Annotated in this window: 22 protein-coding genes; 13 read left to right on the top strand and 9 right to left on the bottom strand. The window is 73.5% G+C overall.

Translation table 11 applies throughout. From position 1 onward, the window contains the following. The first annotated feature begins 58 nt into the window (after positions 1 to 58). Complete coding sequence (locus ACIF8T_RS16825) at positions 59 to 1,216, top strand: D-alanine--D-alanine ligase family protein (protein WP_400035647.1); 1,158 nt, start codon at positions 59 to 61, stop codon at positions 1,214 to 1,216. A gap of 61 nt (positions 1,217 to 1,277) precedes the next feature. Here the strand turns inward: ACIF8T_RS16825 and ACIF8T_RS16820 are convergent, their stop codons facing one another. Then, positions 1,278 to 1,787: a DUF3515 domain-containing protein gene (locus ACIF8T_RS16820; RefSeq protein ID WP_400035645.1), complete on the bottom strand. Its 510-nt coding sequence runs from the start codon at positions 1,785 to 1,787 to the stop codon at positions 1,278 to 1,280. 20 nt (positions 1,788 to 1,807) lie between these two features. After that, positions 1,808 to 2,041 carry an Lrp/AsnC family transcriptional regulator gene (locus tag ACIF8T_RS16815; RefSeq protein ID WP_003997603.1) on the bottom strand — a complete coding sequence of 78 codons (234 nt, stop codon included), beginning with the start codon at positions 2,039 to 2,041 and terminating at the stop codon, positions 1,808 to 1,810. Positions 2,042 to 2,247: 206 nt separating this feature from the next. On the opposite strand from ACIF8T_RS16815, the gene ACIF8T_RS16810 reads away from it, so the two are divergent. Both ACIF8T_RS16810 and thiD read left to right on the top strand, forming a co-directional pair. Beyond that, entirely contained in the window at positions 2,248 to 3,213 is a 966-nt protein-coding gene (locus tag ACIF8T_RS16810; protein WP_400035644.1) for a thiamine-phosphate kinase, read from the top strand. Continuing rightward, positions 3,210 to 4,043: a bifunctional hydroxymethylpyrimidine kinase/phosphomethylpyrimidine kinase gene (gene thiD, locus ACIF8T_RS16805; protein ID WP_400035642.1), complete on the top strand. Its 834-nt coding sequence runs from the start codon at positions 3,210 to 3,212 to the stop codon at positions 4,041 to 4,043. The genes ACIF8T_RS16810 and thiD overlap by 4 nt, the downstream gene beginning before the upstream one ends. Positions 4,044 to 4,166: 123 nt before the next feature. Here the strand turns inward: thiD and rpmB are convergent, their stop codons facing one another. After that, positions 4,167 to 4,352 (bottom strand): 50S ribosomal protein L28, encoded by a 186-nt coding sequence (gene rpmB / locus ACIF8T_RS16800; protein ID WP_003993230.1) that lies wholly within the window; start codon positions 4,350 to 4,352, stop codon positions 4,167 to 4,169. Positions 4,353 to 4,618: 266 nt separating this feature from the next. Here rpmB and ACIF8T_RS16795 point away from each other — a divergent pair, with 266 nt between their 5' ends. Next, positions 4,619 to 6,532, top strand: coding sequence for a DAK2 domain-containing protein (locus ACIF8T_RS16795; RefSeq protein ID WP_400035640.1), 1,914 nt, complete (start codon positions 4,619 to 4,621; stop codon positions 6,530 to 6,532). A gap of 3 nt (positions 6,533 to 6,535) precedes the next feature. On the opposite strand, the gene ACIF8T_RS16790 is transcribed toward ACIF8T_RS16795, so the two are convergent. Both ACIF8T_RS16790 and ACIF8T_RS16785 read right to left on the bottom strand, forming a co-directional pair. Then, positions 6,536 to 9,517 carry a tetratricopeptide repeat protein gene (locus ACIF8T_RS16790; RefSeq protein WP_400035638.1) on the bottom strand — a complete coding sequence of 994 codons (2,982 nt, stop codon included), beginning with the start codon at positions 9,515 to 9,517 and terminating at the stop codon, positions 6,536 to 6,538. Next, positions 9,514 to 11,397 carry an HSP90 family protein gene (locus tag ACIF8T_RS16785; protein ID WP_400035870.1) on the bottom strand — a complete coding sequence of 628 codons (1,884 nt, stop codon included), beginning with the start codon at positions 11,395 to 11,397 and terminating at the stop codon, positions 9,514 to 9,516. The genes ACIF8T_RS16790 and ACIF8T_RS16785 overlap by 4 nt, the downstream gene beginning before the upstream one ends. 187 nt (positions 11,398 to 11,584) lie before the next feature. Here ACIF8T_RS16785 and recG point away from each other — a divergent pair, with 187 nt between their 5' ends. The 8 genes from recG to mutM all read left to right on the top strand — a co-directional run bounded on the left by recG (position 11,585) and on the right by mutM (position 18,963). Then, a complete protein-coding gene (recG, locus tag ACIF8T_RS16780; protein ID WP_400035636.1) occupies positions 11,585 to 13,804 on the top strand; it encodes an ATP-dependent DNA helicase RecG in 2,220 nt (739 codons plus the stop codon). 131 nt (positions 13,805 to 13,935) lie between these two features. Further along, positions 13,936 to 14,523, top strand: coding sequence for a 16S rRNA (guanine(966)-N(2))-methyltransferase RsmD (gene rsmD, locus ACIF8T_RS16775; RefSeq protein ID WP_400035634.1), 588 nt, complete (start codon positions 13,936 to 13,938; stop codon positions 14,521 to 14,523). 26 nt (positions 14,524 to 14,549) lie between these two features. Then, entirely contained in the window at positions 14,550 to 15,029 is a 480-nt protein-coding gene (gene coaD / locus ACIF8T_RS16770) for a pantetheine-phosphate adenylyltransferase (protein WP_400035868.1), read from the top strand. 121 nt (positions 15,030 to 15,150) lie between these two features. Beyond that, the gene (locus tag ACIF8T_RS16765) at positions 15,151 to 16,224 is read left to right on the top strand and encodes a cell division initiation protein (protein WP_400035632.1); all 1,074 of its coding nucleotides are present in this window, start codon (positions 15,151 to 15,153) and stop codon (positions 16,222 to 16,224) included. A gap of 134 nt (positions 16,225 to 16,358) precedes the next feature. Next, entirely contained in the window at positions 16,359 to 17,003 is a 645-nt protein-coding gene (locus ACIF8T_RS16760; protein ID WP_400035630.1) for a YceD family protein, read from the top strand. Between the two features lie 2 nt (positions 17,004 to 17,005). Beyond that, complete coding sequence (rpmF, locus tag ACIF8T_RS16755; RefSeq protein WP_003951102.1) at positions 17,006 to 17,179, top strand: 50S ribosomal protein L32; 174 nt, start codon at positions 17,006 to 17,008, stop codon at positions 17,177 to 17,179. 19 nt (positions 17,180 to 17,198) lie between these two features. Continuing rightward, positions 17,199 to 18,005, top strand: a complete 807-nt coding sequence (rnc, locus tag ACIF8T_RS16750) for a ribonuclease III (protein ID WP_400035628.1) — start codon at positions 17,199 to 17,201, stop codon at positions 18,003 to 18,005. Positions 18,006 to 18,102: 97 nt separating this feature from the next. After that, entirely contained in the window at positions 18,103 to 18,963 is an 861-nt protein-coding gene (gene mutM / locus ACIF8T_RS16745) for a bifunctional DNA-formamidopyrimidine glycosylase/DNA-(apurinic or apyrimidinic site) lyase (protein ID WP_400035626.1), read from the top strand. Here the strand turns inward: mutM and ACIF8T_RS16740 are convergent. Further along, the gene (locus tag ACIF8T_RS16740) at positions 18,953 to 19,363 is read right to left on the bottom strand and encodes a winged helix-turn-helix transcriptional regulator (RefSeq protein WP_400035624.1); all 411 of its coding nucleotides are present in this window, start codon (positions 19,361 to 19,363) and stop codon (positions 18,953 to 18,955) included. The genes mutM and ACIF8T_RS16740 overlap by 11 nt on opposite strands. A gap of 142 nt (positions 19,364 to 19,505) precedes the next feature. Here ACIF8T_RS16740 and ACIF8T_RS16735 point away from each other — a divergent pair, with 142 nt between their 5' ends. Then, positions 19,506 to 20,090 carry a flavodoxin family protein gene (locus ACIF8T_RS16735; protein ID WP_400035622.1) on the top strand — a complete coding sequence of 195 codons (585 nt, stop codon included), beginning with the start codon at positions 19,506 to 19,508 and terminating at the stop codon, positions 20,088 to 20,090. Positions 20,091 to 20,118: 28 nt separating this feature from the next. Here the strand turns inward: ACIF8T_RS16735 and ACIF8T_RS16730 are convergent, their stop codons facing one another. From ACIF8T_RS16730 to ACIF8T_RS16720, 3 genes are all read right to left on the bottom strand, one after another. Continuing rightward, complete coding sequence (locus ACIF8T_RS16730) at positions 20,119 to 20,589, bottom strand: hypothetical protein (protein ID WP_400035620.1); 471 nt, start codon at positions 20,587 to 20,589, stop codon at positions 20,119 to 20,121. 990 nt (positions 20,590 to 21,579) lie between these two features. Beyond that, positions 21,580 to 22,140 (bottom strand): AAA family ATPase, encoded by a 561-nt coding sequence (locus ACIF8T_RS16725; RefSeq protein ID WP_400035618.1) that lies wholly within the window; start codon positions 22,138 to 22,140, stop codon positions 21,580 to 21,582. Beyond that, the gene (locus tag ACIF8T_RS16720) at positions 22,137 to 22,895 is read right to left on the bottom strand and encodes a GntR family transcriptional regulator (RefSeq protein ID WP_400035867.1); all 759 of its coding nucleotides are present in this window, start codon (positions 22,893 to 22,895) and stop codon (positions 22,137 to 22,139) included. Before ACIF8T_RS16720 ends, ACIF8T_RS16725 begins: the two co-directional genes overlap by 4 nt. Positions 22,896 to 23,037: the final 142 nt, after the last annotated feature.

The following is a 23,037-nucleotide window of genomic DNA, read 5'->3' as shown; positions in this document are numbered from 1 at the left end:
CGACGCGGGGCCGCGGGCGCTGTCTCCGCGCCCTACCACCGGGTACTCTCATCGCGATATGAGCACCGAGAACCTCCCCCAGAGCCCCGAGCAGCCCGTCCGCAAGCCGCGTGTGGCCGTCGTGTTCGGCGGGCGCAGTTCCGAACACGGGATCTCCACGGTGACCGCCGGCGCGGTCCTCAAGGCCATCGACCGGACGAAGTACGACGTCCTCCCGATCGGCATCACCCGGGAAGGCCGCTGGGTGCTCACCGCGGACGCCCCGGAGCGCATGGCGATCACCGAGCGCCGCACGCCGGACGTCGAGCAGCTCGCCGAGTCGGCCGAGGGGGGCGTGGTGCTCCCGGTCGACCCCGCGAACCGCGAAGTCGTCTACAGCGAGCCCGGGTCGGTGCCCAAGGCGCTCGGCGAGGTCGACGTGGTCTTCCCGGTGCTGCACGGACCGTACGGGGAGGACGGCACCCTGCAGGGCCTGCTGGAGCTCTCCGGCGTGCCGTACGTGGGTTCCGGTGTGCTCGCCTCGGCCGTCGGCCAGGACAAGGAGTACATGAAGCGCGTGTTCACCTCCTTCGGGCTCAAGGTCGGCCCGTACGTGGTGATCCGGCCGCGCGAGTGGGAGCAGGACGAGCAGGGCGCCCGCAAGAAGATCGTCGACCTGGCCGGCGAGCACGGCTGGCCGCTGTTCGTGAAGCCCGCGCGCGCCGGCTCGTCGATCGGCATCACCAAGGTCGACGACCTCTCCGGACTGGACGAGGCGATCGCCGAGGCCCGTCGGCACGACCCGAAGATCCTGGTGGAGGCCGCGCTGCGGGGCCGCGAGATCGAGTGCGGCGTGCTGGAGTTCGAGGACGGCCCGCGGGCCTCGGTCCCGGCGGAGATCCCGCCGCCGCAGGCGCACGCGTACTACGACTTCGAGGCCAAGTACATCGACTCCACCCCCGGCATCGTGCCGGCGCCGCTGACCGGCGAGCAGACCGCCGAGGTGCAGCGGCTCGCCGTGGCGGCGTTCGAGGCGGCGTCCTGCGAGGGGCTGGTGCGCGCGGACTTCTTCCTCACCGAGGACGGCGAGTTCGTGATCAACGAGATCAACACGATGCCGGGCTTCACGCCGATCTCCATGTACCCGCAGATGTGGCAGGCGAGCGGGATCGGCTACCCGGAGCTGGTGGACCGTCTGGTGCAGGCGGCGCTGCGCAGGCCGACGGGCCTGCGCTGATCCGCGCGCGGACCGCGCAGGGCGCGCAGGCCGCGCAGGACCCGGAGGACGGCGAGCAGGCTCAGGAGGCGATCCCCTCGGGGATCGCCTTCTTGATGCCCGCCGCGAGGTCGACGAGGACGCCGGTGGTGTCCTGCCCCCGCGGCACGTACACCTCCACGTACGCCTCGCGGTTGGCGGTGGTGAAGCGGAACGCGCCGTCGTCCTGCTTCTCCATCAGCCAGTCGACGCCGTTGACGCCCCCGGGGAGCGCGTCCGGGTCGTGCCCGTCGGCCACCTCGGGGTCGGCCATCTTCGGCGGCCGGGCCACACCGCACCGCAGTATGATCGCCGGGCTGCCCCAGCCAGCGGTCAGCGCGGACGCGGGCTCGGGATCGCCGCGGGTCTCACCGTCCACCTTCGCCGGCAGTACCGTGTCCAGGTTCCGGCACAACTTCGTGACCTCGGCGTCCGGGCTGGGAACCGCCGTCGTCGTCCCGTCGTCTGCTGAGGAGCAGCCCGCGGCGGTGATCAGCAGGGCGAGCGCGGACAGGCCGGGGACGAAGCGGTGCCGGTGACGGAAGGAGTTCACCGGCACAGGGTAGACGGGGGCTACAGATGGACCACCGGGCAGGTCAGGGTACGGGTGATCCCGTCCACCTGCTGGACCTTGGCGACCACCATGCGACCGAGGTCGTCGACGGTGTCGGCCTGGGCGCGCACGATCACGTCGTACGGTCCCGTCACGTCCTCGGCCTGGATCACGCCGGGGATCTTGCTGATCGTCTCGGCGACGGTCGACGCCTTGCCGACCTCCGTCTGGATCAGGATGTACGCCTGTACCACGGAACCTCCAGGGCGGCCACGAGGATCATGTGGGGAAAAGGAACGCCACGGTATCGCGTCGCCGCTCGCCGCGGGGAGACCTGCGGGAACCGGCACTCGCGCGCCGGGGTGCGGACAGGACGGAAGTTGACGGTCATGACGACCGTAGCGAGGACTCAGGGGACTCGCGACCGGGCACGGACAGGGACGGAAGGGGAGAAAGGGCGATGAAGGGCACTGTTGGTGAGCTCGGGGAGTTCGGGCTCATCAGGGAGCTCACCTCCCGTCTGACCACCACCCCGGCGGTCCGGGTCGGCCCGGGCGACGACGCCGCGGTGGTGGCCGCGCCCGACCGCAGGGTCGTGGCCAGCACCGACATCCTGCTGGAGGGGCGGCACTTCCGCCGGGACTGGTCCACGGCGTACGACGTGGGCCGCAAGGCGGCGGCGCAGAACCTGGCCGACATCGCCGCGATGGGGGCCGTGCCGACCGCGCTGCTGCTGGGCCTGGTGGTCCCGGCGGAACTGCCGGTGACCTGGCCGTCCGAGCTGATGGACGGCCTGCGCGACGAGTGCCAGGTGGCGGGCGCGGCCGTGGTCGGCGGCGACGTGGTGCGCGGCGACACCATCACGGTGTCGATCACCGCCCTGGGCGACCTGCGCAACCAGGAACCGGTGACGCGGGCCGGCGCGCAGCCCGGCGACCTCGTCGCGGTGACCGGCTGGCTGGGCTGGTCGGCCGCCGGGTACGCGGTGCTGTCGCGCGGGTTCCGCTCGCCGCGCGCCTTCGTGGAGGCGCACCGCCGCCCCGAGCCGCCGTACCACGCGGGTCCGGCGGCCGCCGCGCTCGGCGCGACCGCGATGTGCGACGTGAGCGACGGGCTGATCGCGGACCTCGGGCACATCGCCGAGGCCAGCAAGGTGCGCATCGACATCCGGTCCGGGGCGGTCGACATCCCGTCCCAGATGAACGACATCGGGCAGGCCGTCGGCGTCGACCCCATGCAGTGGGTGCTGACCGGGGGAGAGGACCACGCGATCGTGGCGACCTTCCCGCCGGACGTGAAGCTGCCCGCCCGCTGGAAGGTCATCGGCGAGGTCCTCAACCCCTCGGCGCTGCCCCAGGTCACGGTCGACGGGGCGCCGTGGACCAGCCAGGGCGGCTGGGACCACTTCGGGGACATAGAGTCGTGAGCGCCGTACGGGACGCGGCCCGGGGCGCCGGGACGGCGCCGCCGCGAGTGCTGACGGTCGCCGGCTCCGACTCCGGCGGGGGCGCGGGCATCCAGGCCGACCTGAAGACCATGCTCGCCCTCGGCGTGCACGGCATGAGCGTGGTCACGGCGGTGACCGCGCAGAACTCCCTGGGCGTGCAGGGGGCCTGGGAGCTGCCGGTGGAGGCGGTGCGGGCCCAGTACCGCAGCGTCGTCGACGACATCGGCGTCCAGGCGGTCAAGACGGGGATGCTGGCCTCGGCGGAACTCGTCGAGGCGGTGGCCGAGTTGATCGCCGGCACGGACGCGCCGGCGGTGGTCGACCCGGTGGGCGTCTCCAAGCACGGGGACGCGCTGCTCGCGGCCTCCGCGCTGGACTCCGTCCGGACCCGGCTGCTGCCGGTGGCGACCGTCGCGACGCCCAACCTCGACGAGGTGGCGCAGCTGACGGGGATCCGGGTCGGGTCCGAGCAGGACCTGCGGCGGGCCGCGGCGGCCGTGCTGGCGTACGGGCCGCGGTGGGTGGTGATCAAGGGCGGGCACCTGTCCGGCGACGCCGTGGACCTGCTCACCGACGGGTCCGAGGAGCACTGGCTGCGGGCGCCGCGGCACGACAACCGGCACACCCACGGCACGGGCTGCACCCTCGCCTCGGCGATCGCCGCGCAGCTCGCCCGGGGGCGGTCCGTGCCGGAGGCGGTGACGGCGGCCAAGGAGTACGTCACCGGGGCGATCGCGGCCGGGTTCGCCCTCGGCGGCGGGATCGGGCCGGTGGACCACGGGTGGGCGCTCGGCGGGGACACCCGCTGAGCCGGTCCCGGCAGCACGGGGGCCGGTGCACGACAGGCGCCGGGGCACGGCAAAAAGCCGGCCCACCGTGAGGTGGACCGGCTCAGTGCAGCGAACCAGCGAAGGCCGCGCGCTAGCTGAGCGTCAGCGCGAGACCTTGCCGGCCTTGATGCACGAGGTGCAAGCGTTCACGCGCTTCGGCGTCCCGCCCACCACGGTACGCACACGCTGGATGTTCGGGTTCCAGCGACGGGACGTACGGCGGTGCGAGTGCGAGATGTTGTTGCCGAAGCCCGGCCCCTTGCCGCAGACGTCGCAGTTGGCAGCCACGGGTCACTCCAAAGACTTCAGATGCACTTACGGTTGATCCCGGCATGCCGGGATCGAGATCCTAAGGCTCGGGGAGCCGGGGCGGATCTGAGTGGCGCTGCCAGGGGAATGGCCCGATCAGGATCGGGCAACCGGAGCAGCATACATCGGCTGCGCCCGTAGAACGAAACTACCACGGTGGTCCGGAGGCCCGGCCCCGGCCCTCTTCCGCCGGGCACCGCCCCGGGGTCTACGCTGCGTGCCACGTCCAGCTCGAGGAGGCGCAGGTGGCGCGGGTACCGCAGACGTTCTTCGATGCTCTCGCGGTGCGTACATGGTGCGGTCTCGCGCTGGAGGCGCTGGGGCGGGCGCGGGAGGAGATCGACGCGATCAACGTCTATCCCGTGGCCGACGGGGACACCGGTACCAACCTGTACCTGACGGTGGAGTCGGCGGTCGGCGCGGTCGAGGCCGTGTTCGCGGGCCACCGGGCCGGCAGCGGGAGCGGCGGGGAGCCCACGCTCGCCGAGGCCGCGCGGGCGATGGCGCACGGCGCGCTGATCGGCGCGCGCGGGAACTCGGGCACGATCCTCGCGCAGCTGCTGCGGGGCATGGCGCAGGTGCTGGCCGCCGGGGAGGAGGGGACGGCCCGCGCGGACGCCGGGGGCCTGCGGCGCGCGCTGCGGCACGCCGCCGACTCCGCCCGCCGGGCCGTGGCCCACCCGGTCGAGGGCACCGTCCTCACGGTCGCCTCCGCCGCCGCCGACGCCGCCCACGGCACCGGGGGCGACTGCGGGGCGGTCGCGCGGGCGGCCTACGACGGGGCGCGCGCGGCCCTCGCCGCGACACCGGGCCAGCTGGCCGTCCTGGAACGCGCCGGGGTGGTCGACGCGGGCGGCCGGGGCCTGGTCGCGGTGCTCGGGGCCCTGGTGGAGACCTTCACGGGGGAGACGCCGAGAGCGGTCGCGGGCGCGGGCGCCGTGCCGCACGCGCGCGGGGGGACCGCGGCGGGGAACGGACACCGGGCCGTCCCCGAGGACCCCGGAGCCTCGGACCCCCGCGAGGGCGGAGGCGTCCCCTCGGGCACGGCGGCGCAGCGGACGGAGCCGGCCGACGGCCCCGGCCGGGGCGGGGCGGCGGGTGCCGCCGGAGACCCGCGGGGGGACACGGCCGGCGTGGGCGCCGGGGCCCGCGCGTGCGCCGCCGGGACCGCGCCGTCCGGCGGGCCCGGCGGGTCCGTGGTGTGTACCGACCCCCCGGCAGCCCCGGACGGGGGCGGTCCCGCCTTCGAGGTGATCTACCTGCTGGAGGCCGAGGACGCCGCCGTCGCCCGGCTGCGCGCGCGGCTCGACGCGCTCGGGGACTCGCTGGTCGTGGTGGGCGGCGACGGGCTGTGGAACGTCCACGTGCACGTCGACGACGCCGGTGCCGCCGTGGAGGCGGGCGTCGAGGCCGGGCGGCCGTACCGGATCAGGATCACGCACTTCGGCGCCGGCGACGTGCACACCACCGGCGCCGGGCGGCCGCCGCGGGAGCGCGCCCAGCGCGCCGTCGTGGCCGTGGTGACCGGGGAGGGGCTGGCCGGGCTCTGCACCGAGGCCGGCGCGACCACCGTCCTCGCGCGCCCCGGGGAGCCGCCCGCGAGCGGGGAGCTCGTGGAGGCCGTACGGCGGGCGCACGCGCGCGAGGTCGTGCTGCTGCCCAACGACGCCGAACTGCGCCACACCGCCGCCGCGGCCGCCGAGCAGGCCCGGGCGGAGGGCGTCCGGGTGGCCCTCATCCCGACCCGCTCGCCCGTCCAGGGCATCGCCGCGCTCGCCGTGCACGAGCCGGAGCGGCGCTTCGACGAGGACGTGGTGGCGATGACCTCGGCGGCGGGCGCCACCCGCTACGCCGAGATCACCGTCGCGGAACGGCAGTCCTGGACCAGTGCCGGCATCTGCCAGGCCGGTGACGTGCTCGGCCTGATCGACGGCGACGTGGCCGTCATCGGCTCGGACGTCGGCGCCACCGCCGAGACCGTCGTGGACCGCATGCTCGCGGCCGGCGGCGAGATGGTCACCCTGGTCCTCGGCGACGAGGCGCCCGACGGCATCGCCGGGTACCTGGAGGACCGGGTCCGCCGGCGGCACCTCGCCGTCGACACGGTGGTCTACCGGGGCGGCCGGCAGGGGGCGCTGCTGCTCATCGGGGTCGAGTAGGGCTCAGTCCGCCCCGTTCGCCCCGTCCGCCGCGAGCCGCAGCAACTGCTCGGCCTCCGCCCGCCGGGCCCGCACCACCTGTTCCTCCTCCTCACCGCCGCCGGAACCGCCGGACGTCCCGGAGACCCCGAAGGCCTCGTACGCCGCCAGCACCGCACGCGCGCGTGCCACCGCCTCGGCCGGGCGGCCCAGGCCAGCCTCCAGCCACCCCGCGGCGAGCTCCGCCCCGGAGCGGTCGTGCAGGGCGGCGTCCCCGAGGGAGGCGAACACCCCGGCCGCCCGCTCCAGGTGGCCCAGGGCCTCCCCGGGCTCCGCGCCGGTCGCGTCCTCCCCGGTGCCGGAGCGGGCGAGCAGGTCGCCGAACTGGCGGTGGGTGTGGCCGAGTTCGGCGACGATCCGCTGCCGGGCCGCCGCGTCGGACGCCGTCTCCAGCGCCGCCCCGCACTCCCGCACCGCCTCCGCCATCAGGGCGCGGGCCCGGTCGAGCCCGTCCCCGTCCGCGCGCAGCGCCAGCCACGCGCGGGCGCGCAGGGAACGGACCAGGCCGTGGACGTTGCCGAGTCCGCGCCACAGGCCGCCCGCGCGCGCGTACGCCTGCTCCGCCTCCTCGGACAAGCCCGCCTGCCCGAGGGACTCCCCGGCCAGGTGGGCGAGGGTCGCGTGGTCCTGCTGCTCGGGCCAGTGCCGGGCGATCCCGGCGGCCTGCAGACGCCGCTGCGCGGCCGCCCGGTGCTCGCCGAGCTCGCTCAGGCAGTCGCCGAGCCACCACTGGGCCTGGACGACCGCGCCGTCGCCGTGCGTCTCGGCCGACAGGTCGGGCAGCACCGACTCCAGCACCTCCGCGGCCTCGGCGAACCGCCCCTGCCGCAGCAGGAACCCGCCGAGCTGCTGCCGCGCCCAGGCGCCCAGCGTCGCCGCCTCCCCTGCCTCGTCGGCCCAGTGCGCCGCCTCCAGGGCGTGCCCGGCGGCCTCCGCGACCGCTTCGCGCCCGCCGAGCAGCTCGGCGAGCTGGAGGTGCAGCCGGGCCCGCCCGGCCGGTTCCACGTGCGGCCCGCCGTGCTCCAGGGCCGCCCGCACGGCCCGTTCCGCCCCGGCCGTGTCGCCGAGATGGTGGGCGAGGGACGCCAGCCGGGCCTCGTACTCCACCGCGAACCACGGCAGCCCCGCGGCGACGAACTCCGCCGCGGCGCGCGCGAACAGCTCCGCGGCCCGCTCCAGGTCCCCGGCGTGCCCCGCCAGCTCCGCGAGCATCGCCCGGGCCTCGGCGGCCCGCGCGGCGAGCCGGACGTCGTCCCCGGTGCGGCCCTCGACGAGCGCGAGCACCTCCCGGGCGGCGGCCTCCGCGGCGGTCTCGGCGGCGGTCCCGGCGGCGCCCGGTGTCCCGTCCGGCCCGTCGGTCCCGTGCACCCGCCGCATCAGGATCCGTGCCCGCGCCATCACCACGGACGCCGTCTGCGGGAGCTCCGTGCCGCCCCGCGCGTACAGCGCGAGGACCGCGTCGTAGGGCCCGGCCACCGCGGCCAGTGCCGCGTCCACGTCTCCGGCCAGCGCGCGGACGTAGGCCGCACGCGCGCGTGCCGCCAGCGCCTCGCCGGGGTCGCCCGCCTCCGCGTACAGCTCGGCGGCCCGCTCGAAGAGCGCGGCGCCCCCGGGGCCGCGGCCCATCGCCTGATGGTCGGCGAGCTCCGCGCGGTCGCGCGGCTCCAGCTCGGTGTCCTGCGCGGCCCGCGCGACCGCCTCCCACGCCTCCACGGCGTGCGGCCGGAGGGCGTCCGACAGCCGCCGCGCCTCGGCGAGCAGCGCCGGCAGGTCCGCCGGCGCGGCGGGCGCGGCCACCGGGGCGGCCGCCGCCGGTGCCACCGGCACCGCGCGTGCCGTGCGCACCCCCAGCGGCAGCCGCTCCACCAAGGGCTCCTGGTCCATGCGCGCGCGGGCCCGCTCGCCGACGTACGAGGTGCCGTTGCGCCGGTCGAAGCGCGCCGCGAGCGCCAGGGCCTCCGCGCGCGCATGCGCGGCGAGGTCCCGCGCGGTCCACGCCCGGCCGGCCGGACCGGGCACCGGCTGTTCGCCCAGCCCGAGCCCCGTCAGCCGGTCCATGAGCAGGGTCACCACGCACAGGTACTCCAGCTTGCTGCGCGGCTGCCCGTCGTCCGTGAGGTACGCGGGCCGCTCGGCGAGCAGCTCCAGGCCGCGCGCCTCGTTGCCGGTCAGCGCGCAGAACTCCACGTGGTCCGCGTAGGCGCCGCGCATGCTCTCCATGGACCGCACCAGCCGGAAGCCGCGCAGATGGTGGGCGCGCGCCTCGTCCGGGCGGCCCAGCCGCAGCAGCGGCACCAGGGAGGACGCCAGGACCGTGTGCGGCTCGTGGGCGCAGGTGAACTCGCCCTCCAGGACCGGCCGCCACAGCCGCAGCGCCTCGGCGTCCCGGCCGCGCCGCGCCTGCCACCAGCCCTGCCCGTGCAGCTCGCACGCGTGGCAGTCGGCCATGTCGTCCCGGTCGGCGGCCAGCCAGGCGGCATGGGCCCGCTCGGCCCGCTCGACGTCCCCGACGTGCGCGGCCACGCTGAACTCGGCGCTGCGCACCGCCCGTTCGGAGTGCCCCGCCAGCCGGTAGCGGCGCTCCATCTCGGCGAGCCACTTCTCGATCGAGGCGAGCGGGACGTGCGGCTGGTCGAGCATGCCGGCCGACACCCACTTGAAGACCCAGTGCAGCGAGTGGGTCTCGTAGGCGTCGAAGTCCTCGGGGCGCTCGTCCCACATGCGCAGCAGCCGCGCGAACGGGACGAACATCTTGTCCTTCTCGGAGCTGTAGTTGTAGACCTTCAGCTGGTGTCCGAGCGCCTCGATCACGGCGAGCGGGACGTTCAGCTTCTCGGCCTCGGCGAGCAGCTCCTCCGCGCGCGCGTTGCGGGCCGGTCCCTCGGGCTGTTCGGCGTTCTCGGCCATCGCCCGGCGCAGCGCGTCGAGGTCCGTGACGGCGCTCATCGGCGGCCCTCCCCGGAAGAGTTCCCCGACGGATCCGCTCCGCCGTGGGTGGCCCACTCCAGCAGGCCGACGAACGCCCGGTTGAGCAGCGCCGAGTCGGCGGGCCGCAGCGGCCGCTGCGCCCTCAGCAGCGCCTGCCCGTACAGCGACTCCACGGCGGTGCCGGTCAGCTCCGGGTCGCCCAGCGCGCTGATCCGGCGCACCAGCGGGCTGAGGTGGTTGAGCACCAGACGCGCGCGCGGGGCGCTGCCGCGCAGCGAGCCGAGGATGCCCGCCCACAGGTCGTCGGCCTGCGCCTCGGCCTCGGCCCGGGCCTGCTCGTGCCGGGCCTCCCGGTCGTCCAGGTGCAGCGCGGGCACGGACAGCGGGTGGAAGGCGCGCAGCACGACGTCGCAGCCCAGCACGTCCAGCCGGGCCCGCGCGGCCGCCAGGAAGCCCGACAGGGCCAGTTCCTCGGCCGGGTCCACGGCGTCCAGGTGCGCGGTCACCGTCTCCGCGTCCAGTTCGGCGACCGCGGTGCCCGGCCGCACCGACGGCAGCGCCTCGACCAGCTCGCTGTCGTAGGTGTAGCCGCCGTTGACCACGCCGATGCCCTGCGCGGACGCGATCGGCGCGACCTGCCGGTACTCCTCGACGGTCCGGGTGAAGTGCACCACCGGGTGCCGCTGCGCGAACTCCTCCAGCGACAGCCGTCCGTCGGTCGTCTCGAAGGGCAGCCACGGCAGCATCGTGCGCAGCATCTCCGCGTCGTGCCGGGCCAGCGACTTCACCCCCAGGTGGTGCACCGCCAGGAACGCCGCCAGCCGTTCCGGGTCCCCGGCCGCCAGCCCCGTCAGCCAGGCGCGGATCCTGCCGCCCAGCGCCTCCCGTACGGCGGCCAGCGTCTCGTCCTCGTACAGCGACTCGCGCGAGGCCGTGGGCCGCAGGCTGTCGGTGTCGATCACGCAGCGCACGAAGAACGCCCAGTCCGGCAGCAGCTGTTCGGCCCGCTCGGTCAGCAGCATGCCCTTCAGGTGCACCCGGTGCCCCGCCCGCTGCGCCGGGCTGACCGCCGACGGCAGCACGTACGCCACGCCCCGCACCCCGGCCAGCGGCACCGACAGGTCGATCGAGTCCAGCGGAGTGAACCCGAACAGGTCGTGGCAGTGGCGGGCGAGGGCCACGCGCCGCGCGGCGGGGCTCGCGTGGGCGCGGTCCCAGGGCGCGGGCAGGTCGGTGACCGCCTCCTCGCCCACCCGGACGTCGTACGGCAGCAGCGAGCCGAAGTCCCGCGCCAGCGCCAGCACGCGCCCGGCGTCGAGCCACTCGGCGGCCCCGGCCCGCGCCACCAGGTGGACGGTGGTGCCCGGTTCGGGCCGCTCGGCGTCCGGCAGCGTCCGCACGGTGTACGAGCCGTCGTCACGGGCCGTCCACTCCACGGGCGGCGCTTCGGGCGTCCGGGCGCTGCGGCTGACCACCCGGATGCGCTCGGCGACGACGAAGCAGGCCAGCAGGCCGATGCCGAACTGCCCGAGGAAGTCGGAACGGGCCTCCTGCAGCCCCTCGGCGCGCTTGGAGCTGCGCCCGATGGTGGCGAGCAGGTCGTGCACGTCCGCCTCGGTCAGCCCCACGCCGGTGTCCTCCACCCGCAGCGTGCCGTCGGCCGCGAGGAGCCGGACCCGGGCCGGGGCGCCGGGCTCCTCGGCCCGCCGGGCCGTGACGGCGTCCACGGCGTTCTGCAGCAGCTCCCGCAGGTACACCTTCGGGCTGGAGTAGAGGTGGTGGGAGAGCAGGTCCACCAGACCGCGCAGGTCGACCTGGAAGGCATGAGGGGACTCGGCCGGCTGCGGCGGCCGGGGAGGCTGGGGCGACTGGGGTGACTGTGAGGTCTGGGAGTCCATCGTCACGGCGCCGGTGGGGGGACTCGCGACGGCGCGGGGTCGGGCGGTCCCGGTGAGGCGGTGACCGCGAAGAGGGCCGGAGCGCGTCATCCTAGAGCCCGAACGAGCCGTCCGACCAGGGGGTTCCGCGAGGTCCGCGGCGAGGTCCGCCGAGGCCTTCGTGGCATTGTCAGTGCCGTGGTGTGCAATGGATCTCGTGCCCGCACTGAAAGAACCGCTGGAACAGCCCCTGAAGTCGGTGCTCGGCCCCGCCACCGCGAAGGTGATGGCCGAGCACCTCGGCCTGCGCACCGTCGGCGACCTCCTCCACCACTACCCGCGCAGATACGAGGAGCGCGGCCAGCTCACCCACCTCGCCGACCTCCCCATGGACGAGCACGTCACGGTGGTCGCCCAGGTCGCCGACGCCCGCCTGCACACCTTCGCCTCCGCCAAGGCCCCGCGCGGCAAGGGCCAGCGGCTGGAGGTGACCATCACCGACGGCAGCGGCCGGCTCCAGCTGGTCTTCTTCGGCGCCGGCGTGCACAAGCCCCACAAGGAGCTCCTGCCGGGCACCCGCGCGATGTTCGCGGGCAAGGTCTCCGTCTTCAACCGGCGGCTCCAACTCGCCCACCCGGCCTACGAACTGCTGCGCGGCGACTCCGAGGAGGCGGTGGAGACCTGGGCGGGCTCCCTGATCCCGATCTACCCCGCCACCGCCAAGCTGGAGTCCTGGAAGATCGGCAAGGCCGTCCAGACGGTGCTGCCCGCCGCCCAGGAGGCAGTCGACCCCCTCCCGCCCGCCCTGCGCGAGGGCCGGAGCCTGGTCACGCTCCCCGAGGCCCTGCTGAAGATCCACCACCCGCACACCAAGGCGGACATCGCCGACGCCCGCGCCCGCCTGAAGTGGGACGAGGCGTTCGTCCTCCAGGTCGCGCTGGCCCGCCGCCGCCACGCCGACGCCCAGCTCCCCGCCGTCCCGCGCGTCCCCCGTCCCGACGGACTCCTCACCGCCTTCGACGCCCGCCTGCCCTTCACCCTCACCGAGGGCCAGCAGAAGGTCTCCCGGGAGATCTTCGACGACCTGGCGACCGAGCACCCGATGCACCGGCTGCTCCAGGGCGAGGTGGGCTCGGGCAAGACCATGGTCGCCCTGCGCGCCATGCTCGCCGTCGTCGACGCGGGCGGGCAGGCCGCGATGCTCGCGCCCACCGAGGTGCTCGCCCAGCAGCACCACCGGTCGGTCGTGGAGATGATGGGGGAGCTCGCCGAGGGAGGCATGCTCGGCGGGGCCGAGCAGGCCACCAAGGTCGTCCTGCTCACCGGGTCGATGGGCGCCGCCGCCCGCCGCCGGGCGCTGCTCGACCTGACCACCGGCGAGGCCGGCATCGTCATCGGCACGCACGCGCTGATCGAGGACCGGGTGCAGTTCCACGACCTGGGCCTGGTCGTCGTGGACGAGCAGCACCGGTTCGGCGTGGAGCAGCGCGACGCCCTGCGCGGCAAGGGCAAGCAGCCCCCGCACCTGCTCGTCATGACCGCCACGCCCATTCCGCGCACGGTCGCCATGACCGTCTTCGGCGACCTGGAGACCTCCGTCCTGGACCAGCTCCCGGCCGGGCGGTCCCCGATCGCCACCCACGTCGTGCCGGCCGCCGACAAACCGCACTTCCTGGCCCGGGCCTGGGAGCGCGTGCGCGAGGAGGTCGCCAAGGGCCACCAGGCGTACGTGGTCTGCCCCCGCATCGGGGACGAGGAGGACGACCCCGGGAAGAACGGCGGGAAGAAGTCCGCCGGGGACGAGGCCGACAAGCGCCCGCCGCTCGCCGTCCTGGAGGTCGCCGACCGGCTCGCCGCGGGACCCCTGCACGGCCTCGGGATCGAGGTGCTGCACGGCCGGATGCAGCCCGACGACAAGGACGCCGTCATGCGCCGCTTCGCCGCCGGCGAGACCGACGTGCTGGTCGCCACGACCGTCATCGAGGTCGGCGTCAACGTCCCCAACGCCACCGCCATGGTGATCATGGACGCCGACCGCTTCGGCGTCTCCCAGCTGCACCAGCTGCGCGGCCGGGTCGGCCGCGGCTCGGCCCCCGGCCTGTGCCTGCTCGTCACCGAGATGCCCGAGGCGAGCCCGGCCCGCCAGCGGCTGGGCGCCGTCGCCTCCACGCTCGACGGCTTCGAGCTCTCCCGCATCGACCTCGAACAGCGCCGCGAGGGCGACGTCCTCGGCCAGGCCCAGTCCGGCACCCGCTCCTCGCTGCGGATGCTCGCCGTCATCGAGGACGAGGAGATCATCGCCGAGGCCCGCGAGGAGGCCGCCCGCCTGGTCGCCGCCGACCCCGGCCTGACCGGTCTGCCGGGCCTGCGCACGGCCCTGGACGCCCTTCTGGACGAGGAGAGGGAGCAGTACCTGGAGAAGGGCTGAGCGGCAACGCCCGCACGGGGCACGGGGACCGCGCGCGGGGCCACGACGGACCCGCGGCCGCCCGGCGCGCGGCACCCGCACCCCCGGCCTGCGAAACTGGACCGGTCACACCCCACGGACAAGGACCCGACATGACCCGCGTGATCGCCGGCGCAGCCGGCGGACGCCGCCTGGCCGTCCCGCCGGGGACCGGCACCCGCCCCACCTCCGACCGCGCGCGCGAGGGCCTGTTCTCCACCTGGCAGTCCCTGCTCGGCGGCCCCCTGGACGGCGAGCGCGTCCTCGACCTGTACGCCGGGTCGGGCGCCGTCGGCCTGGAGGCCCTGTCCCGGGGCGCGGGCCACACCCTGCTCGTCGAGGCCGACACCCGGGCGGCGCGCACGGTCCGGGAGAACGTGAAGGCGCTCGGCCTGCCCGGCGCCGAGGTCAGAGCGGGCAGAGCGGAGCAGATCGTCCGCGCCGCGCCGCCGGAGCAGCCGTACGACCTGGTCTTCCTCGATCCGCCGTACGCCGTCTCGGACGACGATCTTCGCGAGATCCTGCTCACACTCCGCTCGCAGGGGTGGCTCGCGGAGGAAGCCCTCGTCACCGTGGAGCGCAGCACCAGAGGCGGCGAATTCAGGTGGCCGGAGGGTTTCGAGGCGCTCCGGGCCCGTCGCTACGGCGAGGGAACGTTTTGGTACGGTCGCGCCGCCTCTACGTGCGAAGACGCACGATGACCGGACCGGAGAGCGAGGGATCACAAGTGCGCCGCGCCGTCTGTCCCGGGTCGTTCGACCCGATCACCAACGGACACCTCGACATCATCGCCCGCGCCTCCAGGCTGTACGACGAGGTCTACGTCGCGGTGATGATCAACCAGGCCAAGAAGGGCCTGTTCGAGATCGAGGAGCGGATCGACCTGATCCGCCGGGTCACCGCCGAGTACGCCAACGTCCGGGTCGAGGCCTTCCACGGCCTGCTCGTCGACTTCTGCAAGCAGCGCGACATCCCCGCCATCGTCAAGGGCCTGCGCGCGGTCAGCGACTTCGACTACGAGCTGCAGATGGCCCAGATGAACAACGGCCTCTCCGGCGTCGAGACCCTCTTCATCCCGACCAACCCCACCTACAGCTTCCTGTCGTCCTCCCTGGTCAAGGAGGTCGCCACCTGGGGCGGCGACGTCTCCCACCTGGTGCCGGCGGAGGTCCTGGAGGCCCTCGGCGAGCGGCTGCGCAAGGACTGACGCGCCGCCGCCGGACCCGGGCGGTCCGGGCGATCCGCCACCCGCTGTGCCACGGACGCCCCAGGGCCGTACAGTCGTCCCGTCCGTCTCCATCACAGCTGTAGAGAGTGGCGAGCACACGGTGGACGTGCAGAAGAAGCTCGACGAGATCGTCACCATGGTCTCCGGGGCCCGGTCGATGCCCATGTCGGCCTCGTGCGTGGTCAACCGCGCCGAACTGCTCGCGCAGCTGGAGGAGTTGCGGGCCGCGCTGCCCGACTCCCTCGCCCAGGCCCGGGAACTCATCGGCGACCGCGAGCAGATGGTCGAACAGGCCCGCCAGGAGGCCGAGCGGATCATCCGCAGCGCCCACGAGGAACGCGGCTCGCTGATCTCCGACACCGAGGTCGCCCGCCGCTCCCAGGCCGAGGCCGACCGCATCCTCGCCGAGGCCCGCCAGGAGGCCGAGGAGATCCGCGCCGAGGCCGACGACTACGTCGACTCCAAGCTCGCCAACTTCGAGGTCGTCCTCACCAAGACCCTCGGCTCGGTCGGCCGCGGCCGCGAGAAGCTGCTCGGCACCGGCCCCGGCCTCGACGAGCAGGGCTACGAGGACGAGGACGCCCCCGAGCGCAGCCACGACCCGGAGACCCTGCGCCGCACCGCCGACGAGTACGTCGACGCCAAGCTCGGCGCCTTCGAGGCGGTCCTCGCCAAGACCCTGGAGGCGGTCGGCCGCGGCCGGCAGAAGCTGCACGGCCGGATCGCCACCGACGACCTCGGCGCGCTGGCCGCCGACACCACCACGCTCCAGCACTCCAGCGACGCGGACTACCTCGCCGACCTGGCCGCCATGGCGGACACCCCGGCCGAGCGCCCCCGGCAGCCCGCCCAGGACCCCGCCCCGGCCTACGGCTACCAGCAACAGGACCAGGACCCCTACGGCGGCTACCCGCAGCAGCCCTACGGCCGGCAGGACCCCTACGGCTACCCGCAGGCCGACCCGTACGCCTCCGCCCCCGGCTACGCCCCGGCGGGAGGCGCCCCCTTCCAGGGGTACGACGCCCGGCAGCCCGCCTACGACCCCGCCCAGGGCGAGCAGGGGCACCAGGTCCCGGCACAGCAGGGCTACGCCCTGGACGAGACCAGCCTCTTCGACACCAGCATGATCAGCGCCGAGCAGCTGAGGGCGTACGAGCAGGGCCGCGGTCAGTAGCCGGGGACCGGATTGGGCCGAGAGCGAAAGGTCCAGTATCCTGGCTCTTCGGTCGCGCGTACGTCCGCGATCACCGCTGCCCCCGGACACCGACGGGCGGCGTCCCCCGAGAACTCGGAAGATCGAAAGCAGGAATGGCCCTGAACGCCCGCCTCGACCACCGCAACCCCCTCGTGTTCGACACGCACGAGCTGGGCCGGCGGCCTGGTGCGCTGCAGCGCCTGTCCCGCACGGTCGACGCCCCCCGGGACTTCGGTATCCAGGGCGTCATCGGAGTGCCGGAAGGCGCCCCGGTGGAGCTCGACCTCCGCCTCGAGTCGGTCATGGAAGGGGTGCTCGTCACAGGCACCGCCCGTGCACGGGCCGAGGGGGAGTGCGTAAGGTGTCTGGAGCCGCTGGAGCTGGAGCTCGAAGCGGACTTCCAGGAGATGTTCTCGTACCCTGACGCCGACGACCGGGGCCGCCCCAAGGCGGAACCGGCCGACGACGCCGAGGAAGACGAGGACAGGCTCTTCATCGAGGACGGCCTGTTCGACCTCGAACCCGTGCTGCGTGATGCGGTGGTGCTCGCACTGCCGATGCAGCCGGTGTGCCAGGAAGACTGCCCTGGCCTGTGCGCCGAGTGCGGAGCACGGCTGGCGGACGACCCGGACCACCACCATGACGCCGTCGACATCCGTTGGGCGGCTTTGCAGGGACTCGCCGGCACCATGTCGGACGGCGAGAAGGACGAGATGAGCGGCGCCGAAGCGGGCGTCGACGAGAAGCAGGAGAAGTAGCCGTGGCTGTTCCGAAGCGGAAGATGTCGCGCAGCAACACGCGCCACCGCCGGTCGCAGTGGAAGGCTGCGGTCCCCACCCTGGTTGCGTGCGAGCGCTGCCACGAGCCCAAGCAGCAGCACATCGCGTGCCCGTCGTGCGGCACCTACAACAAGCGCCAGGTCCTCGAGGTCTGAGCGGCTGGTGAGAGGCACTGTGTCCACGCCGAAGAAAAACTCTGCGGACAACCAGGCCTCGTCCCACACGCTTCTGGAAGGGCGGCTCGGCTACAAGGTCGAGTCCGCCCTTCTGGTGCGAGCACTGACCCACCGTTCGTACGCGTACGAGAACGGCGGTCTGCCCACCAACGAGCGGCTGGAGTTTCTCGGGGACTCCGTGCTCGGCCTGGTGGTCACGGACACGCTGTACCGCACCCACCCCGATCTGCCCGAAGGACAGCTGGCCAAGCTGCGGGCCGCGGTGGTGAACTCGCGTGCGCTCGCGGAGGTGGGCCGCGGCCTCGACCTGGGCTCCTTCATCCGGCTGGGCCGCGGTGAAGAGGGCACGGGCGGGCGGGACAAGGCGTCCATCCTCGCCGACACCCTGGAAGCGGTGATCGGCGCGGTCTATCTCGACCAGGGCCTGGACTCGGCGGCGGAGCTCGTGCACCGCCTGTTCGACCCCCTGATCGAGAAGTCCTCGAACCTCGGTGCCGGCCTGGACTGGAAGACATCCCTCCAGGAGCTCACCGCGACCGAAGGGCTCGGCGTCCCCGAGTACCTGGTCACGGAGACCGGCCCCGACCACGAGAAGACCTTCACTGCTGCCGCCCGCGTCGGGGGCGTCTCGTACGGCACCGGCACCGGCCGCAGCAAGAAGGAGGCGGAGCAGCAGGCCGCCGAGTCCGCGTGGCGGTCCATCCGGACCGCGGCGGACGAGCGAGCCGAGAAGGCGGCCGCGGAAGCCACCGCGTTCGTCGAAGCCGCCGACGGGGACGCCGACACCCCGCCGGCCTCCGTCTGACCTTCCCGTCCGCGCGCCGCCGCGGACGGACCTGACAGCGCACCCGAGCGCCCGCCCCTGCCCGGGGCGGGCGCTCGGCTCGTACGAGGAGCAGCACATGCCCGAGTTGCCCGAGGTCGAGGTCGTACGGCGCGGCCTTCAGCGGTGGGTCGCCCACCGGACCGTCGCCGAGGCCGAGGTGCTGCACCCGCGTGCGGTGCGCCGCCACCTCCCCGGCGCCGACGACTTCGCGCACCGCCTCAAGGGCCACCGCATCGGCACGCCCAGCCGCCGCGGAAAGTACCTGTGGCTGCCCCTGGAGGACTCCGGCCAGGCCGTCCTCGCGCACCTCGGGATGAGCGGCCAGCTGCTGGTCCAGCCGCACGACGCCCCGGACGAGAAGCACCTGCGGATCCGGGTCCGCTTCGCCGACGACCTCGGCACCGAACTGCGCTTCGTCGACCAGCGCACCTTCGGCGGCCTGTCGCTGCACGACACCGGTCCCGAGGGCCTGCCCGACGTCATCGCGCACATCGCCCGCGACCCGCTGGACGAGCTCTTCGACGACGAGGCCTTCCACCAGGCCCTGCGCCGCCGGCGCAGCACCATCAAGCGGGCCCTGCTCGACCAGTCGCTGATCAGCGGCGTCGGCAACATCTACGCGGACGAGGCGCTGTGGCGCTCCCGGCTGCACTACGAGCGCCCGACGGCCACCTTCACGCGCCCGCGCACCTTCCAGCTGCTCGGCCACGTCCGGGACGTGATGAACGCGGCCCTCGCGGTCGGCGGCACCAGCTTCGACAGCCTGTACGTCAACGTCAACGGCGAGTCCGGTTACTTCGACCGCTCGCTCGACGCCTACGGCCGCGAGGGGCTGCCCTGCCGGCGCTGCGGCACGCCGATGCGCCGGCGGCCCTGGATGAACCGCTCCAGCTACTTCTGCCCGGCGTGCCAGCGGCCGCCGCGCCTCACGCCCTGAGCTCCGCGTCCCGGCGGGTGTCGTAGCGCTCCCGCGCGGCCAGGACGTCGTCCATGCTGCCCTCCACGAAGTGGATGAGGGACAGCAGCCGTTCGGCGATCTCACGGCCCAGCGGGGTCAGTTCGTAGTCCACGCGCGGCGGGTTGGTCGGCTGCGCCTCGCGGTGCACCAGGCCGTCGCGCTCCAGTGCGTGCAGCGTCTGGGACAGCATCTTCTCGCTCACGCCGTCCACCCGGCGGCGCAGCGCGTTGAACCGGAGGGAGCCCTCGTACAGCGCGCCGAGCGTGAGCGCGCCCCAGCGGCCGGTGACGTGCTCCAGCGTGCCGCGCGACGGGCAGGCCTTGGCGAACACGTTGTACGGGAGGTCCTGCGCCTCCGTGCGCTCCTGCGTGACGTCCATGCCCCCAGCGTACGGGAGCACCGCGCTAACCGGCAGGTTGCACTTACCAAAAGTTAGTGCTTTCCTTTGGGTCGTGCCGGTGACGTGCTCGCTCACCGCGCCGCCGTCCGTGCGTTCCGCCCTTCTGCCGAGGAGCCTCATCGTGACCACGCCCGTCGTCTCCCTCGCCTACCACTCCGGCTTCGGCCACACCGCCGTCCTCGCCGAGGCCGTCCGCGCCGGCGCCGCCGGCGCCGGAGCCGAGGTGCACGTGATCAAGGTCGACGAGATCACCGAGGAGCAGTGGGAGATCCTCGACCGCTCCGACGCCATCGTGTTCGGGTCGCCGACCTACATGGGCACGGCGTCCGGCGCGTTCCACGTCTTCGCGGAGGCGACCTCCAAGCGCTGGGCCGCGCAGGCCTGGCAGGACAAGCTGGCCGCCGGCTTCACCAACTCGGGCTCCAAGAGCGGCGACAAGCTGCACACGCTGCAGTTCTTCCAGATCCTCGCCGCCCAGCTCGGCATGCACTGGGTGAACCTCGGCCTGATGCCCGGCTGGAACAGCACCACCGGCTCCGAGCACGACCTCAACCGCCTCGGGTTCTTCGCCGGCGCCGCCGCCCAGAGCAACGCCGACGAGGGCCCGGAGGCGGTCCACAAGGCCGACATCGCGACGGCCGAGCACCTGGGACGCCGGGTCGCGCAGACGGCCCGGACCTTCCTCCGGGGACGCGCCGCGGCCTGACCGGCCGCCGCGAGGGGGGGAGGGGCCGTCAGCCGCGCGCCACGCGCCGGAGGGTGAAGGGCGCCGCGGAGTCGAGGTCGATGGTGTCGCCCTCCTCCTCGGCGCCCGCCGGGCAGGGGTGGCCGAGCGGCAGCACCACCAGCATGGTGTGGGGCCGCGGAAGCCAGCCCACGTCGGCGGGCGGGTCGAAGCGGCCGATGTCGACCACCCGCACGAGCACGTCGGGAACGCCCACCCGGCAGGAGTCGCCGGCCTTCAGGAACCGCGGGTCCGGGTCGGTGCGGAAGAGCCCGCCCCAAGGGCCGGCGCCCCCGGTGACGGGGATCGACCGCCGGCCGTTCCACCGGACCGCCGACTCGGGATCGATCTCTCCCCAGGGCCACTCGACCGAGACCTCGAAGGGGGTCGCCTCGACGACCCGGGTCCGGACGAACGGGCAGCCGACCAGCAGGATGTCGCCCACCGCGAACCGGTGCGACGGACCGCCGCCCTCGCTCATGCGTCGCCCTCTTCCCGCGGCCGTCGCCTCTTCCCGCGGCCGTCGCCTCTTCCCGTGGCCCGGGCGGGCGCCCGGGCCACGGGGAGGGTGTCTCAGTAGCCGAAGAAGTGCCGGGCCGGGTCTCTGACCTTAGACCATGTAATCGATCAACGCTGCGACCTGCGACTTAGCTGTCGGTGGTTGTCAGCGTTGGTCGTCTTTGAGTGCCCTCAGACGGCCCAGACACGGCCCGGCGGCTAGCGTCGTCCGTAGTCCGACGGAGACTTGCCCAGACGCCAGCCGCTTGGCTTCTGCGCTCGCATCGCTTCCCTTGCTGCTTCGTCTGCACGCGCCACGCGCTCAGCTCGTTCTTCCTCGCGCTGTGGTTGATTGTTGGTGTCCTTGGCCCGCGACTTGTGTAGGCAAGCCAGGTGGTAGACGCGTTCCTTACCCACCTTGGAGGTTGCCTGGCCGGGCTTTATGTACATGTTGCAGTAGGCACAGCGTCGCATTTGCCCCCCGGGAACGCCCAGCTTCTTGCAGCCATCATGTTCCGCAGGCGGACAGGACGTACGTGGTTCTGCGAAACGACCGGCGAAATGCTGAAGATCGCGCAGGCCCGTGAGCGGAGCGTACGACCACGCGGGCGGCGGAGCGGCTTTGGGCTGGAGCTGCTTTGGGGCGAGTGATCATGGCCCCGTAAGCTTGCGGCGCGTCGGGCAGTCTGTGGACCTGCCCGGTAAAGCACGACGTTGGGGCCATGATCTTCGAGGCTCGCCCCAAAGTGGCTGCCTAAAGCCGTGGAGCCGACCGCCCCAGCCACGACGTGTTCTGACCTCATGCCGCCGGCCAACCCTTACCAGGGCGCGCGTCGGCGCAGCGCGCCCGGAGCGGGCCGGAGGCAGGAGCGCAGGGCGGAGCGGAGCCGGGAAGCGCGCCCGGCGGAGCGGAGCGCAGCCGGGGCTTGATGAGGTAGAGAAACCTGTAACTAGGGCCGCCCGGACTTCGTGCTCATGGCTGTGGCGCTGCGTCCTCTTCCAGTGCTTTCAGCACCGACTCAGGGTCGCCGCTGTAGATCAGGTGAGGCTCGTCCGACTCGGGTGGCACGAAGCGGGCTCGGTAGCGGAGCAGGTCGCTCTCAGAGAAGTAGATCGAGTTCGGATCGGCTTGGTGGCGAGCGTTTCGCTGGCTCACACGCGACCAGAGCTCTTCGTGACTCGCCTCCAGGTAGACCAGCACCGTGGTCGCCCCGGAGGCGTCCGCGATCGACCGCCACCGAGTGCGCTCGTCCGGCGTCCAGAAGCCGTGATCGACCACTACGTCGTGCCCGGCCTGGAGCTGCTCGCGTAGCTCTACTGCGGTCTCTTCGAGGATCGGGCGCTCAAGGGTGGGGAAGGTTCCCCGTGGGAAGTCGACGCCGTAAACACCGTGACGCCGATACATCTCCTCGTCGGGGCACAGCCTGACAAAGCCACGGGCTGTAAGGGCCCGTGCCAGCGTCGTCTTGCCTGAGCCGGGAAGTCCCACCATGAGGACGCAGTACGGCTGGCGGGCGCGGTCGGCGTCTGTCACTGAGCCACTTCCGATTCGGTTCGCCACGTGCGGCCGGGGCCTCCAAGGTCGACGCCGTACTCCACGACGTTGCCCTCGCTGTCGACGAACTTCGCCGTCATCACGACCACTGGCTCCACGGGTGGGTTCGAGGAGTCCAGCTCCAGCAGTTCGGCGTCCCCCGGTGTCAGCAGTCGCGCGGATGCGGTGTCGATGCGCTGGGTGATCGGGCGGCCGGTGGCCTTGGCGATGAGCTGCAGTGAAGTGCCCCCCGTCAGGCGCTCGCTCTTGGCCAGTTGCGGAATCAGCCTGCCGTACTGAGCAGGAATCCATGAAGTCGAGTGGGCCACGATGCCGTGCCGGTCGCGGTACACGCGACGGCGCCTGATCACATCCGCGCCAGGCTTGAGATCCAGGGCTTGCGCCACGTCGGCGGGCGCCGGCACCACTGCGGCCTGGTGGGAGTCGGATCGTTCACCGGATCCCCAGCTGGAGCCGGTCCGGCGTCCTCGGTCCTGGCGCTGAGCCCCGGAGGACATGGGAGCGGGGCGGTCCAGCACCTCTGTACCAATCCCGTGAATGCCTCGGACCAGGCCCTCGTTCCGCAGCGTCCTCAACGCCTTCTCAGCGGTCGCGGTGCTGACGTTCCACTCCTGAGAGAGGTTCTTGATGCTCGGCAGGAGCGCGCCCGGCTGCAACTCGCCGGACGCGATCAATCTCGCGTAATGGGCGGCAATCTGCGCGTACGGCGCCCGGCTGTCGGCCTGGTCCGACATCTCGTCAACTCCCTTGATGTACAAGTCGGTTCCCTAGCATACCGCTTGACACCCTAGGGTGCCCTAGGGAACCTTAGGGATGTGCTCACCGGCTGGTTCGGTTGGTGGGCGTGCCCTGGCACCACTACGCCTATCCAGGGGC

Source organism: Streptomyces sp. NPDC085946 (assembly GCF_044540485.1).
In the GTDB taxonomy this organism is placed as follows: Bacteria; Actinomycetota; Actinomycetes; order Streptomycetales; family Streptomycetaceae; genus Streptomyces.
This window is presented reverse-complemented; position numbering and strand designations above follow the sequence as displayed.